Below are 14662 nucleotides of genomic sequence, written 5' to 3'. Positions count from 1 at the left end.
GCATGTCTTCATCGCCCGACTACGACGTCGTCATTGTCGGCGGCGGTGCCGCCGGCACGGCCGCCGCCCTGACCCTGGCCCGCTACACGGGCTTGCGCATCGCCTTGCTGGAAAAGCAGCTGTTCGACGATTACCGGGCCGGCGAAACGGTCTCGTCGTCCATCTTCTCGATGCTGGACTTTCTGGGCGTGGGCCGCGACCTGCTGGACGGCGCCCAGCTGCCCGCGTTTTCCCACGCGGCCGCCTGGGGCAGCGCGGAACTGATGTCGCGCGACGCCGTCTTCAGCAGCCATGGCCACGGCTTGCACCTGGACCGCCGGCATTACGACGCCATCCTGCTGGAGCAGGCGCGCCAGGCGGGCGTGGAGCTGTGGCGTCCCGCCCAACTGGTGCAGCTGGAACACGGCGGCCCATGGCGCTTGCGCGTGGCGACCGGCGGGCAGGAAGTGGACCTGACGGCCCGTTACCTGATCGATTGCAGCGGCAAGCAGGCGGCCATCGTGCGCCAGCGCAAGCGCCCCATCCACACGCAAGACGCGCTGGTGGCGCTGTACGCCTATTATCAGTTGCAAGAACCGCAATTCCTGCCGCACCGCACCCTGGTGGAAACGACGCAGCACGGCTGGTATTATGCGGCGCCCCTGCCCGGCGACCGCGTGGCGCTGGCCTTCATCACGGATGCCGACATCCTCAAGCGCCTGCGGCTGAAGGAGGAAGCGCCCTGGCGCGAGGCCGCCATGGGCACGCGGCACGTGCGCGATATCATGCCGCGCCTGCCCGCGCCGAACGCCCTGCGCCACTATGCGATCCACAGCCGCGTGGCCTCGCTGCCGGCGGACGACAACTGGACGGCGGCGGGCGACGCGGCCGCCTGCTTCGACCCCATCTCCTCACTGGGCATCGGCCAGGCCATGGCGTCGGGCATCCATGCGGCGCGGGTGGCGGAAGCCTGCCTGGCGGGCGACCGGGGCATGGCGGCGGGCTACCGGCGCAGCGTCTTCGCCTCGTTTGAAACCTATCTGCAGATGCGGCGCGGCTTCTACGGCGCCGAACAGCGCTGGCCGGAGGCGCCATTCTGGCAGCGCCGGGCCGCATCCTGATGCCGCCGGCGAAAAACTGAGCCAGGTCAAGAGACCGCATGCCCACCGCCCGTTTCCGGGCGGATTTCAGCCCGAAATTACCATCCGCACTATAATGTCGGCACCGCGTGCGGCAGCATTGGCGGCGATAGACGGTAACAATTTCGTGTGGAGGCCAGTACAATAGCGTCTGGGCCTACACAGGGTTTCACTTTTGCCAGCAGTTGCCAGCAACTAACCATTTTTTTGACCAGCCAACAAATACTATGAGTTCGATGAATGAAGAGCGCGTTTTAAGCGTGCACCACTGGACGGATACCCTGTTCTCCTTTACCACCACGCGCGACCCGTCGCTGCGTTTCTCGAATGGCCACTTCACCATGATCGGCCTGCGCGTCGACGGCAAGCCATTGCTACGCGCCTACAGTATCGCCAGCGCCAATTACGAAGACCACCTGGAATTTTTCAGCATCAAGGTGCCGGGCGGCCCCCTGACGTCGCGTCTGCAACACTTGCAAGTGGGCGACACCGTCATCGTCGGCCGCAAGCCGACGGGCACCCTGGTGTCCGACTACCTGCTGCCGGGCAAGCGCCTGTACATGCTGTCGACGGGCACGGGCCTGGCGCCTTTCCTCAGCATCGTGCGCGATCCAGACATCTACGAACGCTTCGACGAATTGATCCTCGTGCACGGCGTGCGCCAGGTCGACGAACTGGCTTACCACGACTTGCTGGAAGAACATCTGCCGAAGCATGAGTTCCTGGGCGAAATGGTCAGCGACAAGCTGCGCTACTACCCGACCGTGACGCGCGAAGACTTCCGCAACATGGGCCGCATCACGGAGCTGATCGAAAACGGCAAGCTGGCCAAAGACCTGGGCGTGCCGGAACTCAATCCTGCCGAAGACCGCGTGATGATTTGCGGCAGCTCCGAGATGCTGCGCGACCTGAAAGACATGCTGGAAGCGCGTGGCTTCAAGGAAGGCAATACCTCGACGCCTGGCGACTTCGTTGTCGAGCGCGCATTCGCCGAGAAGTAATCGAGAGCAAATCCGCAGCAAATGCAGGGGCCCGGCCCCGCCGCTTCCCGCGGCGGCGCCGGGCCTTTTCATTGCCGGCTCAACGGGCCAGCACTGGACCGCGCTGGTACTGCAAACCATTCATGAAGCGCTGCACGGGCGTAAAGGCACTGCTGAGGATATCGTCATGCGCGGCGTAATAGCGCGTCTCGATCTTCAGCAGGCCCAGCACGGTCGCATCGAGCTTGTCCGTCTGATACGGCCGGCTTTCCAGCGCGGCGCGCGCGGCCGTCGACTGCGGCGCTTGCTGGTTATCCCAGATCAACATGGGGATTTCATAGCCGCTCTTGTCCGACGCGGAATGGCCCGCGTGATTGCGGCTGTAGCCCACTTCCTGCCCATGGTCGGAGACGAACAGCAAGGAGGCGGCCCGGCCGGTCTTGGCTTGCTCCGCCATGCCGATCAGGGTGCCCAGCACGTAATCGCCATAGCGGATGGCGTTATCGTATTCGTCGCGCTGGTTGCGTATCCAGCTGGACCTGCCCTGGCTGGCCATCTGCGCGCTGACGGCGTCCTGTGCCCGGTCGAAATGGGCGAAGCGGCTGGGATAGCGCATGTCATAGCTGGGATGCGCGCCCAGCAAGTGCACGACGATGAGCTTTTTCGGCGCCGCGTCGCGCAGCGCGTGGGCGAATGGCTGGAACAGGTTGCCGTCAAAATTGTTTTCTCCACGACCGGTGCCGTAGTTGATGAAGTCGCTTTCATCGGCCTCGCCCGCCAGCAGCCCGATCCAGCCATCGTTACGCGTCTGGTTCGAAACCCAGAACGTCTTGTAGCCGGCCGCCTCGGCCAGCATCAGCAGATTCGGCTTGGCCATCCACGCATCGGGGTTGCCGATATCGGCCGGCGTGAGCATGGTCATCATCGATTCCACCGTGCTGGACGCGGGCGAAATCACATCGTTAAAAACCAGCAGCTTCGCGCGCATGGCGTCGAGCTGGGGCGTGGTCGCGCGCGGATAGCCGTACAGCGACATCGAGGCGCGGTTGGTGCTCTCGCCGATCACGAGGATGACGGTACGCGCCTCCTCGCCCGCATAGCGCACATTCCAGTCGCGCGGCGCGGCCATGGCCGCCGTCAGCGCATGCTGCATCGATTTCATCGCGTCCAGCTGCGCGCTGTACTGCTGGTAGCGCAGCGGCCAGAACAATGCCGGATTTTCGCGCCGCATGGTGGTATTGACGTGCAGCAGCACGAGAAACACGGCCATACCGGCGGCAAAGGCTTTGTGCGGCCAGCCCGGCCCGGTACCGGCGCGCGACGCCTGCCAGCGCTGCAGCTGGCGGTCGGCCAGCAGCACGGCTGCCGTCACCAGCACAAACCAGCCAGCCGCTTGCGCCAGGGCGACGCTGTTGTGCAGGAAGAATTCTCCCGTTTCCGCTTGATCTGTCGCAAACATGGCCTGCAAAACCGCATTCGGGTTCGGGCGCATGCCAAAATAGCCACGCAAGAAGCCTTTTACGGCGGCGTCCAGGTAAAACACGGGCACGACGACACGCACCAGCAAGGTGATCGCGCCGGAACTGCCACGCCATGCGTGCAGCACGCCGCCCACGCCCAGCAGGAAGGCCGCCAGCAAGACGCTCAATTTCAGGCATTCATTCGCGCTTAACTGATCGAAGAGGAAGAAAACCAGCAGGCCAGCAATGCTGAACAGGACACGGCAAAACAGAATCAGCATGAAGGCGATGGAGAGTAAGCATTGAACAAGGACAAGCCCGCGCGGACGGGCCAGCGATTGTAGCGCAGTCTGTTGCAACTTGTACCATCGTTTCCTGCGCCCTGCTGATTCACGCATGCTACTGACAGAAATTGTCAGTGCTTTTTATTATGATTTCGGCACCAGCTGGCCAGCCAGCCAGTACTATTGATATCTCCACCTGCGACAGGACTTTTCATGACACGTGCCATTACCATACTGACCGAAAACTTTGCCGATTGGGAAACCGCCCTGCTCAATTCCACGGCGCGCCTGTACTACGGTTTCTACACGCAGTTCGCCACGCCGGGCGGCTTGCCCGTCACCTCGTCCGGCGGCATGCTGGTCACGCCGCAGCTGGCGCTGGAAGATATCGTGCTCGAGGAACTCGATTTGCTGATGGTGTGCGGCGGCAGCCACTGGCAAAGCGGCAAGGCGCCCGACCTGGGACCCCTGCTGCGCGCGGCGCGCGACAAGGGCGTGGTGCTGGCCGGCATTTGCGACGGCACGCGCGTGCAGGCGCAGGCGGGCGTGCTCGACACCGTGCGCCATACGTCCAACAGCGCGGGCAACTTGCTGGAAACGGGCTATGCTGGCGCCGCCCTGTACCAGGATGTGCCTTGGGCCGTTGCCGACCAGCGCATCATCACGGCGCCCGGCACGGCGCCCGTCACCTTCACCAAGGAAGTCTTGCGCGCTCTGGGCATCGCCGACGACAACCTGACGGCCTACTTGGCCATGCACGGGTCCGAGCACGGCCAGGCCGCGGCGGCGCGCTAGTGGGGGGCCAGCACGCGCAAACGCGCCACGGCGTGCGTGTTGCCCGGGTCCAGCTCCAGCGAACGGCGGTAATGCGTGACGGCCAGCGCCGTGGCGCCATCGGCCTCATACGCTTCGGCCAGGCTGTCGTGGCCATTCGCCCCTTGCGGATACAGCTGCACGCCCAGCTCGAAGACGGCCACCGCCTGTTTCGGCTGCTGCCGGCCCAGCAGGCGGTAGCCCCAGGCATTCAGGTCGTCGTCGGCGGGTGCAGGCAGCCCATGCTCGCGCCGGATGGCGGCCAGTTTCTGCTCCAGCCCTTCAAAGCCCGTGCCGGCCGCCTTGTTGCGCAATAGATGCGCGGCATACGCGCCGCCCCGCTGCTGGCGCAGGGCGGGAAGGTAAAAGCCGGCAATGGTATCGATCAGCTGTTCCGGCTGGCCGCCAGCCAGGTTGCTCAGGATAATGACGGCCAGGCCGTCGTCGGGATACACATAGAAGGCCGAGCGGCCGCCGCCGATGCCGGCCACGGCGCGGTGGCCATCACGGCCGATGGTGGGCCAGCCCAGCGCCCACGGCGCCGGCTTGCCGTCGTTCAAACTGGTCGGCTGCCACAGCCGTTCCACACTGGCGGGCGCCAGCAAGCGCCCCGACTGCAGCGCGATGAGCCAGTTGGCCAGTTCGCCCGCATTGCTGTTGATGCCGGCCCCGGCGCGCATGAAGACGGGAAAGTCCTCGATCACGTTGCGGTAGCCGTTGCCTCCCCGGTCCAGCACGTAGGAACTGGCCTTGCCCACGACGACGTCCTTCGCATCGCCAAAGCCGCTGTGCCGCATGCCCGCCACGTCGAACTGCCGGTGCCGGATGAAGTCGGTAAAGGGCTGGCCGCTCTGGCGCTCGATCAATTGCGCCAGCAACACGTAATTGGTCTGGTTGTAGCGGTAGCGCTGGCCTGGCGGGGCTTCCACGGGCAGCGCCTGCACGGCGCTCCACGCCGCAGCGGCGTCGTCCGGTTGCGGCCCCACCAGCTTGCCGCTGCGCTGGTCGAGCACGTCGGGCAAGCCCGAGGTATGGTTGAGCAATTGCGTCACCGTCACGGCTTGCCAGGCTGCAGGCAGCCCCGTCAGGTATTGGCCGATGGGCGCGGCCAGGTCGATCTTGCCCTCCTGCACCAGCTGCATCACGGCCACACCCGCAAACGCCTTGGTGGCTGAGTTGATGGAAAACAGGCTGGCGTCCGTCACGGGCACCTGATATTGCAGGCTGGCCAGGCCGAAATTGCGCTTCAGCACGACCTTGCCATGCTGGATCACGGCCAGTTGCAGCCCGGGAATCTGGCGCTCCCGCATTTCGCTGCGCACAAAGGCGGCAATCTCCTGTTCCGCGCGCGATGCCTGCGATGAGTTGGCGGGGGCGGCAGTGGCGAGCGAGGTGACGGGAGCTGCCACGGCGGCAAGCGCCATGACGAGCAGGACGGATGGGAGGCGTGGTTTCAAGATGCGGCTTTCGACAGTTGAAAACGGAACCGCAGCATCCCATACCTATTTGTCAACGTCAACGACAATCTTGCCTGCTAGAAAGCTACTCTTCCAGCCACACATCTTCATACCCTTGCCGGTCGAGAATGAACTTGGCGCCGCTGGGCAAGGCCAGGTAATCGACCACTTGCGGCAGCATCTCGTGCAGGTGCTCCGCATGCAGGGGCTGGTAAAAGCCGCTGGCGTCGTCGTGTTCGCCGCAGTGGATGAACCAGCTGATGGTGCCGTTTTCCGGCAGCACGATGCGCGTGCCGTAGATGGGCGACTGCGCCAGGCTGCCGATGGCCAGGGCCACCATGGGTTCGGGCGCCTGCGCCGGCAAGCCGAATTTGTCGCAGATGCGTTGCTGTGTTTCGCTGATCAGTTCAGTCATGGTGCTCTCAGGATCCGATGTAGCGGTAATGGAGGCGCAGCGCGCCATCGTGGCCGGACATTTCCAGGTGCAAAATCGCTTCACCGGGCTTGCCGTCGGCCAGCAACAGGCATTCCAGGCCCAGCGCTCCGTCGCCGGCGGCGTACACATCGACGCCGGGCCGGCCGCCCTTGCCCGGCACAAAGGCGTGCGCCAGCGGCGTCAGGGACAGCGCCTCGTTGGCGGCAAAGTAGCTGTCGAGCATGTCGACGATCTCCGCGGCCACGGCCGGCGACAGACCCCAGTCGCGTTGCAGCGCAACAGGATCGCGCCCGTTCAGCGTCTGCACGAACGCTGCGGCCTGCGCGTACGCCAGCTCTCGCAGGCTGTCAGTAACTGTCATTTCCATATAGCGACTCCCGCCTTCTCCATTCAACAGGCGACATTATAGTGCGTGGCCGGGCGCATAGTCGATCCGTTTGCCATCCATAACCAAACGGCTTGCAGCTCATTTAAAACGCCGCCCTTATTATTTATCGCACTGCAATAACATAAATGGCCGGCGTGATATTTGGTGAGTATCTCGGACATAGAATCGCGAATACGGTTGATTTCCAATTGACGCTTATTTATTCCGGCGCTAATATCGAATGGCCATATACCATGGCACACAGCGCAAGCAGTACTTAACCATCACAAGAGGATAGTACAATGCAAAACCAATCCAAATTGTTCGCATTCAAACTGGCTGAAAAACAGGTACAAAAACAGGCGGCGCCCGCCACCGCCTGGAAAGTGCGCGACGGCGTCGCCGTGGCCGGCTGCACCGCCGTCGGCACCAATGATCAATATCGCGACTCTTCGCGTCTCAAGCCGAACGACAGCGGCCAGTATTGCTGATTTCCGGCACGCCATAACCCCGCCCGGCGCGGGGTTGCATATATTCCCCATATTCAAACCGGCGCCGTGCGGCGCGGATTTTCCGCGTGCAATGAATATATGAACCCCTCTCAATTGGAGATTCCATTCTTTAAAGCAGTTATCGGTAAAAATCGAAACATAACCATTAACAGAGGATCTCATGCACGATAAAACCAAGCTGTTCGCATTCAAACTGGCGGAAAAAAAGGAAGAGGAAAAACCGGCGCGTCCTGCGCCCTGGAAAGTACGCGACGGTGTCGCCGTGGCCGGCTGCACGGCGGTCGACAGCGAGGAACAATACCGCTATTCGCGCGTCGGCTCGAGTGACGGCGGAGAATTCTGCTGATCGTTGCGCCAACTGAAAGCCTTGCCGCGGCAAGGCTTTTTCATCTTCCCGATTTTCCGCTACTGCAGGCTCCCCGACATGCATAAAAAGGTTTTGATTATCAGCCATAGCGGCGACCTGCACGCCGACCTGGTGGCATCGATTCTCGCCGACCGCGGTCATGCCCCCTTCCGTATCGATCTCGACGCCTTTCCCCGCGATTACCAGCTGTGCCAGCGCATGCTGGGCGGCCAGGCCAGTGCGCGGCTGCGCCGCCTGCCCGACGGCGACTGGCTGGACCTGCGCCAGGTAGGCGCCGTCTGGCTGCGCAAGGCGGCCGACTACGCCTATGCCAGCGCCGACCTGACGCCGCAGGAACGCGCCTACGCCCGGCTGGAAACGGAACAGGCCATCTTCAGCGTGCTGTACAGCCTCGATTGCTACTGGCTCAGCCATCCGCTGGCCCTGCGCGGCGCCCAATGGAAAGGCGAACAGCTGGCACGGGCCGCGCGCATGGGCTTTCGCGTGCCCGCCACCGTGATCAGCAACGTGCCCGACGACGTGCGCGCTTTCCGCGCGGCCATCGGCGGACCCATCATTTTCAAGAGCATGTCCACGCCCAGCCTGGCGGCCGAAACGGTCGAGGATGCAGACAGGGTCAGCGGCGGCATAGGCACCACCGTCGTCGACGATGCCATGCTCGACAGCCTGGACGCCGTCAGCGAACTGAGCTGCCAGTTCCAGGAATATATCGCCAAGCAATATGAACTACGGATCACCGTGATCGGCAAGCAGCTGTTTGCCGCCCGCCTGTATTCGCAGGACGATGCGCGCACGGCCATCGATTCGCGCGACATGTCGGCGCCCATCCGCTACGAAGCGGCGACCTTGCCGGACGACATACACGAGCGCTGCCTCGCTTTCGTGCACAGCTATGGTCTCGAGTACGGCGCGCTGGACCTGATCGTCACGCCCGAGGGCGAGTATGTTTTCCTGGAAAACAATCCTGTTGGTCAATTTTTATATGTGCAACAACTGGTGCCCGCCTTGCCCCTGCTGGAAAGCGTCGCCGATATCCTGATCGAAGGAGCGTTATGCCACAGTCGGACCTGACCCTGCTGCCTTCGCAGCTGCGCGCACTGGAGCAGGCGCGCGACAGCCGCGCCATCGTCCTGGCCGCCTCGCACCTGGACATGGAGCTGTTGCCCGCCCTCTACGAAATGTGCCAGGGCATCGGCCCCATGGCGCGCCTCGACGTGGTGCTGCACGGACGGGGCGGCATCGTCAACGCGGCGCGCCGCATCGCCCTGCTGCTGCGCCAGCATGCGCGCCACCTGAGCTTTATCGTGCCCTTCCACTGCCAGTCGGCCGCTACCCTGCTGGCCCTGGGCGCCGATGAAATCATCGCCGGCGACCTGGCCCTGTTCTCGCCCATCGACCCGCAGCTCGACGGCGTGGACGGCGGCGCCATTTCCAGCCTGGACATCAAGGTCTTCGGCGACATGGCGCAGCAGTGGTTCGGCGTCGATGCCGGCGAAGCGCGCCAGCAATCCTTGTCCCTGCTGTGCGGCAGCATCTTTCCCCCGTCCCTGACGGCCTTTTACCGCACCACGCTGGAACTGGCGCAAATCGGCGAGGAATTGCTGGCCTGGCAATTGCCCGATGCCACGCAAGAGGCGCGGCGCGCCATCGTCGCGCAATTGGTGACCGGATACCACTCGCATAACTATGCCTTGACGCGCGAAGAGCTGGCCCGGCTGGGCTTGAACATGGCGCGCGATGCCCAGGCTGAACGGCTGGGCTGGGCCATCTCGACCCAGTTGCAGGCGCACATAGGCGGCGCCCTGCGCAGCGCCCCCGACGAACCGTGGAACGACGCGCTGCTGGCCTCGCGCGACGGCGTGCAGCTGCGGCGCCAGCGTCCGGGCGGCTTCGCACCGCTGTGGACCACGCAAACGGGGGCAGCATGCTGACGGCATTGCTGTCTGATATCGCGCGCTGCTGCATCGCCTTGCTGCTGCTGGCGGCCAGCGTGGGCAAGCTGCGCAGCTACGGGGAATTTCGCGGCAACCTGACCACCTCGTTCGGCCTGCCGCCCGCCGCCGCTGCCTGGGCCGCGCCAGCCCTCGTGGCGGCAGAACTGCTGCTGGCCGGCTGGCTGCTGGCCGGCGGCGCCCGGCTGCCGATGCTGCTGTCGCTATTGCTGTTGAGTACCCTCACCGGCGTGCTGGCCTGGCGCTACTTCACGCACAGCGTGGTGCGCTGCAGTTGCTTCGGCGAAGCGGCGCGGCCCGTCTCGCAGTACGACTTGCTGCGCAACGCGCTGGCGGTGGGCATCAACGGCAGCTACTTTGCGCTGGCGCAAGATGCGGCCTTGCCCGTCACCACCACTGTATTGGCGGCCGGCTTGGCGGCCATCTCCTGCGTGGCCATCATTTCCCTGCACGACATCGCCACCCTGGCAAAGGCCGGATGATGGATGCCGCGACCTTGCAACTGGTGCTGGCGGCACTGGCGTTCGCCATCGCCGGCAATCTCTGGCTGACCCTGGCCGTGCTGCGCGCCAGCCGCCGCGAAAGGCTGGCGCCCACGGCGCTGGCGCCGGGCGAGCCCCTGCCCGCCGTGCCAGCCCACCCGCTGGCTGGCGGCGCGCGTTTCCAGCCGGGCGCCCCCGGCCAGGCGGCCGTGCTGCTGTTCCTGGCCAGCCGCTGCCCGAAATGCGCGGATAAGCTGGCCGGCATCGAACGGCTGCTGCCGCTGGCGCGCAATGCGGGCCTGGCCGTGTGGCTGGTCAGCGAAGAACCGGCCCGCCGGCTGCGCGCCTTCCTGCCCGACGGCCCCTTGCGGGCGGCGGCGGCACGCGTCAGCCTGCGCGACTACCGGCGCGTCAATCCCCTAATGAGCTCGCCGTCCTATGTCTTTGTCAATCACCAGGGACGCGTGGAAGCGGCCGGCCTGATCGGCGACGCAGACTGGCTGGCCCTCGTCGGACAATTGAACGCCGAACCGTCACAGGAGCGCGCCGCATGAGCAATATCAACTTCGGCCCGCATTTTGAACGCCTGCGCCTGCTGTACCCGGTGCGCTGGCGCATTGCCGCCGGCCTGCTGTGCATGGCCCTTACCGTGGGCGCGCAGCTGGCCTTTCCGCAAGCCATCGCGTATTTCATCGACAACGTGACCGCCCTCACCCGGCACGGCGTCACGCCGGGCATGGTCGCCGCCATGCTGGCCTTCAGCGTGCTGTATGCGCTGGCTTCGGCCGCGCGCTTCTACCTGCTGCAATCGAGCGGCCACATGGTCGTCATGGGCGTGCGCCGGCGCCTGTTCGACGTGGTGATCAACCAGCCCATCGCCTTCTTCGACAAGCACCATGGCGGCGAGCTGAACAGCCGGCTCACGTCCGACGTGTCGGCCCTGCATGAAAGCCTGACCATCGGCGCGGCCAACGCCCTGCGTTCGCTGTGCGTGTTTTTGGGCGGCATCGCCATGCTGCTGCAGCTGTCGCCCATGCTGAGCCTGCCGCTGGCCTTGTTCATTCCCATCAGCCTCTATCTCGGCAAGTTATCCGGCAGCAATTACCGGCAGCGCGCGCGGGCCATTTCGGCCACCCTGGCCGCCAGCGGCAAGGTGGCGCAGGAATATTTTGCCCATGCGCGCCTGGTGCAGGCGTTCAACCAGCAAGGCGGCGCCATGGCCCGTTACGCGCAAGCCATGCGGGAGCTGCTGGGAGTGTCCCTGGCCGGTACGCGGCTGCTGGCCGTGTTTCAGGGCGCGCAGGGGCTGCTCGCGTTTGCTGCCCTGCTGACCACCTTGTGCTTCGGCGCCCACCTGATCGGCCAGGGCCGCCTGAGCGTGGGCGAGCTGACGGCCTTTGTCATCTATGCCAGCATGGTGACGGACACGGCCGGCTCCATCAGCGAGTTCTGGAACACCTGGATGCGCACCATGGGCTCGACCGACCGCATCTTCGAGATCCTGCGCAGCCACCGTGCCGTGCCCGAGGCGCCGCCGCAGCCGCCGCTGGCGGGCCACATCGCGCTGCGCGACGTGCGTTTTGCGTATCCCGAGCGCGTACAGGTCGCGGCGCTGGACGGTGTCAGTCTGTCCATCCGCGCGGGCGAAAAGATCGCCCTCGTCGGCGCCTCGGGCGCGGGCAAGTCCACCATCGCCAGCCTGGTGCTGGGCCACTACAAGATGGACGCGGGCAGCCTGCAATTCGACGGCATCGACGCGCAGGTGCTGGGCGTGACGCAGTTGCGGCGCCAGATGGCCGTGGTGGAGCAGGAGCCGGCCCTGTTTTCCGGCAGCATCGCCGACAATATCGCCTTTGCCGTGCCGGACCGGATCGTGGCGCGCGAAGCGATGGTGGCGGCGGCGCGCCTGGCGCACGCGCACGATTTTATCGCGGCCTTTCCTGACGGCTACGACACCCTCGTGGGCGAACGGGGCGTGCAATTATCGGGCGGACAGAAGCAGCGCATCGCGATTGCCCGCGCCATCCTGCGCGCGCCGAAAATCCTGATTCTGGACGAGGCCACCAGCGCGCTCGACGCGGCCAGCGAACAGCTGGTGCAGCGCGCCCTCGATGCGCTGATGCAAGGGCGCACCACCATCATCATCGCCCACCGCTTTTCCACCATCGTCAAGGCCGACCGCATCATCGTCATGGACAAGGGCCGGATTTGCCAGCAAGGCACGCACGCCGAGCTGCTGCGCGCGGGCGGCCAGTATGCGCGGCTGATGCAGCAGCAGCTGTCGCAATTCCAGCAGTTGCATGACAGTACGGCCACCCTGTAAAGTGGGCCAGATGAAAAAAACCTACCATGGCAGTTGCCACTGCGGCGCCGTGCGCTTCGCGGCCGAGATCGACCTGGCGGCCCCCAGCCTGCGCTGCAACTGTTCCTATTGCCTGAAGATCCGCTGCTGGGCCAGCCAGGTGCCGCCCGCCGACTTCCAGTTGCTGGCCGGCGAAGGCGACTTGAGCGCATACCGCTTCGGCGCCGGGCGCGAGCGCCACTATTTTTGCCGCCACTGCGGCGTACGGCCGTTTGGCTACGGCGATTCGCCCCGCAGCGGCCCGTTTGTCGGCATCGGCGTGAACTGCCTCGACGATGCGGCGGCGGCCGAGCTGGCCCGGGTGCCCGTCACCTTTGTCGATGGCTGGCATGACGACTGGGACAGGCCGCCGCAGGAAACAGGGCACTTGTAAACAATGTAAATGTAGAAATGGTTGTCTGCTACGCCGGAGTTTTCCTACGTGGCGACAAGGAGTGTCCCTATGGTTAAGCCCGACGCTTGCAACGAGAATGGTCTCAACGGTGCTGCACGGCGCCGGAGCTCAGGCAGGAACATCCAACCCAATATTGGAGCGGATGACGACGCAGACTAACCTTAGGGGACATGATCATGACTTCGAACAGCAACGACAAATCCGGCAGCCAATCGGACAAACAGCAATCGGGCAGCCAACAGTCGGACAAACAGTCCGGCAGCCGCCAATCGTCGGGCGGTACCCAAGGGGGCACGCACGAGCAGCACGTCGAGGCGGGCCGCCAAAGCCACAAGAATGACGGCGACAAGCAATCAGGCTCACAAGGTTCGCAGCAGTCGGGCCAGCAATCGGGCCAGGGCAAGAGCGGCGGCGGCAGCCAGCAATCGGGTTCCGGCTCCGGCACGCGCGGCGGCACGCATGAGCAGCACGTGGAAGCGGGACGTCAAAGCCACAAGAATGACGACAAATCCTGATTTCGCAGGCACGGCCCGATGCTGCTGGTCGACATGAAAGCGCTGAAGGCCATGCTGTGCGCCGGGCTGGGCATGGGCCTGGCCGCCTGCGGCGCCAGGAATACGGCATCGAACGTGGAGGCCCCGGGCGCGCCAGCCGGGGTCTCCACGCGCGTGCTCGATGCTGGCGCCGACGCCCTGCAAGCCCGGCCGCCCATTGCGGCCCTCAATGCCTATCTCGACGGTTTTCATTTCTACAACGGCAATCTGCGCGGTCAGATGGAGGCGCACCACTATTGCGCCATCGTCAATGAAGAGTTGATTCAATGCGTGATTTACGACGGCAACGTCAAGGATGCCAAGCTGATGGGCGTCGAATACATCGTCAGCGCCAGGCTGTACCAAGGTTTGCCTGCGGCGGAAAAAGCGCTGTGGCACAGCCATGTGCATGAAGTGAAGTCGGGCCAGCTGATCGCGCCCGGCATACCTGCCGTGGCGGAAAAGGCGCTGATGCAAAAGCTGGTGGGGACCTACGGCAAGACCTGGCATACCTGGCACACGGATCTGCACAAGACCTTGCCGCTGGGCGTGCCGCAACTAATGATGGGCTTTACAGCCGACGGCCAGGCCGACGCCGCCATGGTCGCCGCGCGCGACCACCGCTTCGGCATCGATTCGGCCGAAAAACGCCGCCAGCGGACCGACATCGCCGCGCCCGCCATCGTTGCCGGTGCCGACGCCTGGCAGCACGGCACGGTCATCCAGCTGGCCGACCCGACGGGAATGCCGCACAGTTCATCATCACCACCGCCGCCATCCACGCACACGGCCGCGCCCGCCATTTCGCGTCCAGCCAGATAGACGGCGTGCGAAAGGCCGTTGTCTGGATCGGCATTCTGGGTGATAATTACGCCCATGAACGATACCACTACCTTACCCCCATTGCCCGATCGCCTGTCGATCGACCCGAGCAGCCCTTACCACGTTGCAGCCGTGTTCGAGAACGACGTCGGCATCCGCTTCAACGACAAGGAACGACTTGACGTGGAAGAATATTGCATCAGCGAACGCTGGATCAAGGTCGCTTCCACCAAGTCCCTCGACCGCCGCGGCCGTCCGCTGCAGATCAAGCTGAAGGGCAAAGTCGAAGCGTTTTACCGCTAAGCAACACCTGCAGTTGTCAT

Annotated in this window: 18 protein-coding genes; 14 read left to right on the top strand and 4 right to left on the bottom strand. The window is 64.5% G+C overall.

Features of this window, described 5'->3' with window-relative positions:
- Window positions 1-2 precede the first annotated feature (2 nt).
- The gene (locus AC1Q6X_RS06255; RefSeq protein ID WP_492495801.1) at window positions 3-1100 is read left to right on the top strand and encodes a tryptophan 7-halogenase; all 1098 of its coding nucleotides are present in this window, start codon (window positions 3-5) and stop codon (window positions 1098-1100) included.
- 245 nt (window positions 1101-1345) lie between these two features.
- A complete protein-coding gene (locus AC1Q6X_RS06250; protein WP_070218815.1) occupies window positions 1346-2119 on the top strand; it encodes a ferredoxin--NADP reductase in 774 nt (257 codons plus the stop codon).
- A 79-nt stretch (window positions 2120-2198) separates the two neighbouring features.
- Here the strand turns inward: AC1Q6X_RS06250 and AC1Q6X_RS06245 are convergent, their stop codons facing one another.
- Window positions 2199-3839: a phosphoethanolamine transferase gene (locus AC1Q6X_RS06245; RefSeq protein WP_492495799.1), complete on the bottom strand. Its 1641-nt coding sequence runs from the start codon at window positions 3837-3839 to the stop codon at window positions 2199-2201.
- 216 nt (window positions 3840-4055) lie between these two features.
- On the opposite strand from AC1Q6X_RS06245, the gene AC1Q6X_RS06240 reads away from it, so the two are divergent.
- On the top strand, window positions 4056-4637 hold the full coding sequence (locus tag AC1Q6X_RS06240; protein ID WP_492495797.1) for a type 1 glutamine amidotransferase family protein: 582 nt from the start codon (window positions 4056-4058) through the stop codon (window positions 4635-4637).
- On the opposite strand, the gene AC1Q6X_RS06235 is transcribed toward AC1Q6X_RS06240, so the two are convergent.
- The 3 genes from AC1Q6X_RS06235 to AC1Q6X_RS06225 form a co-directional block, all read right to left on the bottom strand.
- Window positions 4634-6112: a serine hydrolase domain-containing protein gene (locus AC1Q6X_RS06235; protein WP_492495796.1), complete on the bottom strand. Its 1479-nt coding sequence runs from the start codon at window positions 6110-6112 to the stop codon at window positions 4634-4636. The two genes, AC1Q6X_RS06240 and AC1Q6X_RS06235, sit on opposite strands and share 4 nt — an antisense overlap.
- An 85-nt stretch (window positions 6113-6197) precedes the next feature.
- Window positions 6198-6527 (bottom strand): immunity protein Imm33 domain-containing protein, encoded by a 330-nt coding sequence (locus AC1Q6X_RS06230; RefSeq protein ID WP_070218818.1) that lies wholly within the window; start codon window positions 6525-6527, stop codon window positions 6198-6200.
- 7 nt (window positions 6528-6534) lie between these two features.
- On the bottom strand, window positions 6535-6909 hold the full coding sequence (locus AC1Q6X_RS06225) for a hypothetical protein (RefSeq protein ID WP_492495793.1): 375 nt from the start codon (window positions 6907-6909) through the stop codon (window positions 6535-6537).
- A 308-nt stretch (window positions 6910-7217) separates the two neighbouring features.
- On the opposite strand from AC1Q6X_RS06225, the gene AC1Q6X_RS06220 reads away from it, so the two are divergent.
- The 11 genes from AC1Q6X_RS06220 to AC1Q6X_RS06170 all read left to right on the top strand — a co-directional run bounded on the left by AC1Q6X_RS06220 (window position 7218) and on the right by AC1Q6X_RS06170 (window position 14642).
- Entirely contained in the window at window positions 7218-7406 is a 189-nt protein-coding gene (locus tag AC1Q6X_RS06220; protein WP_070218819.1) for a hypothetical protein, read from the top strand.
- Window positions 7407-7587: 181 nt separating this feature from the next.
- The gene (locus AC1Q6X_RS06215; protein WP_070288440.1) at window positions 7588-7773 is read left to right on the top strand and encodes a hypothetical protein; all 186 of its coding nucleotides are present in this window, start codon (window positions 7588-7590) and stop codon (window positions 7771-7773) included.
- 78 nt (window positions 7774-7851) lie between these two features.
- Entirely contained in the window at window positions 7852-8865 is a 1014-nt protein-coding gene (locus tag AC1Q6X_RS06210; protein ID WP_492495791.1) for an ATP-grasp domain-containing protein, read from the top strand.
- Window positions 8847-9725 (top strand): SDH family Clp fold serine proteinase, encoded by an 879-nt coding sequence (locus AC1Q6X_RS06205; protein WP_492495789.1) that lies wholly within the window; start codon window positions 8847-8849, stop codon window positions 9723-9725. Before AC1Q6X_RS06210 ends, AC1Q6X_RS06205 begins: the two co-directional genes overlap by 19 nt.
- Complete coding sequence (locus tag AC1Q6X_RS06200) at window positions 9719-10228, top strand: MauE/DoxX family redox-associated membrane protein (RefSeq protein WP_492495787.1); 510 nt, start codon at window positions 9719-9721, stop codon at window positions 10226-10228. Before AC1Q6X_RS06205 ends, AC1Q6X_RS06200 begins: the two co-directional genes overlap by 7 nt.
- Window positions 10225-10782 carry a hypothetical protein gene (locus AC1Q6X_RS06195; RefSeq protein WP_492495785.1) on the top strand — a complete coding sequence of 186 codons (558 nt, stop codon included), beginning with the start codon at window positions 10225-10227 and terminating at the stop codon, window positions 10780-10782. Before AC1Q6X_RS06200 ends, AC1Q6X_RS06195 begins: the two co-directional genes overlap by 4 nt.
- Window positions 10779-12551, top strand: coding sequence for an ABC transporter ATP-binding protein (locus tag AC1Q6X_RS06190; protein ID WP_492495783.1), 1773 nt, complete (start codon window positions 10779-10781; stop codon window positions 12549-12551). Before AC1Q6X_RS06195 ends, AC1Q6X_RS06190 begins: the two co-directional genes overlap by 4 nt.
- 10 nt (window positions 12552-12561) lie before the next feature.
- Entirely contained in the window at window positions 12562-12963 is a 402-nt protein-coding gene (locus AC1Q6X_RS06185; protein ID WP_492495781.1) for a GFA family protein, read from the top strand.
- A gap of 197 nt (window positions 12964-13160) precedes the next feature.
- Window positions 13161-13499, top strand: coding sequence for a hypothetical protein (locus AC1Q6X_RS06180; protein ID WP_205602360.1), 339 nt, complete (start codon window positions 13161-13163; stop codon window positions 13497-13499).
- A gap of 18 nt (window positions 13500-13517) precedes the next feature.
- On the top strand, window positions 13518-14339 hold the full coding sequence (locus AC1Q6X_RS06175) for an OBAP family protein (RefSeq protein ID WP_492495779.1): 822 nt from the start codon (window positions 13518-13520) through the stop codon (window positions 14337-14339).
- Between the two features lie 54 nt (window positions 14340-14393).
- A complete protein-coding gene (locus AC1Q6X_RS06170; RefSeq protein WP_010398340.1) occupies window positions 14394-14642 on the top strand; it encodes a DUF3297 family protein in 249 nt (82 codons plus the stop codon).
- Window positions 14643-14662 lie beyond the last annotated feature (20 nt).

This window comes from Janthinobacterium sp. GW823-FHT06H09 (assembly GCF_058794735.1).
Note: the sequence above shows the minus strand (reverse complement) of the source record. Positions and strands in the feature narration are given on the sequence as shown.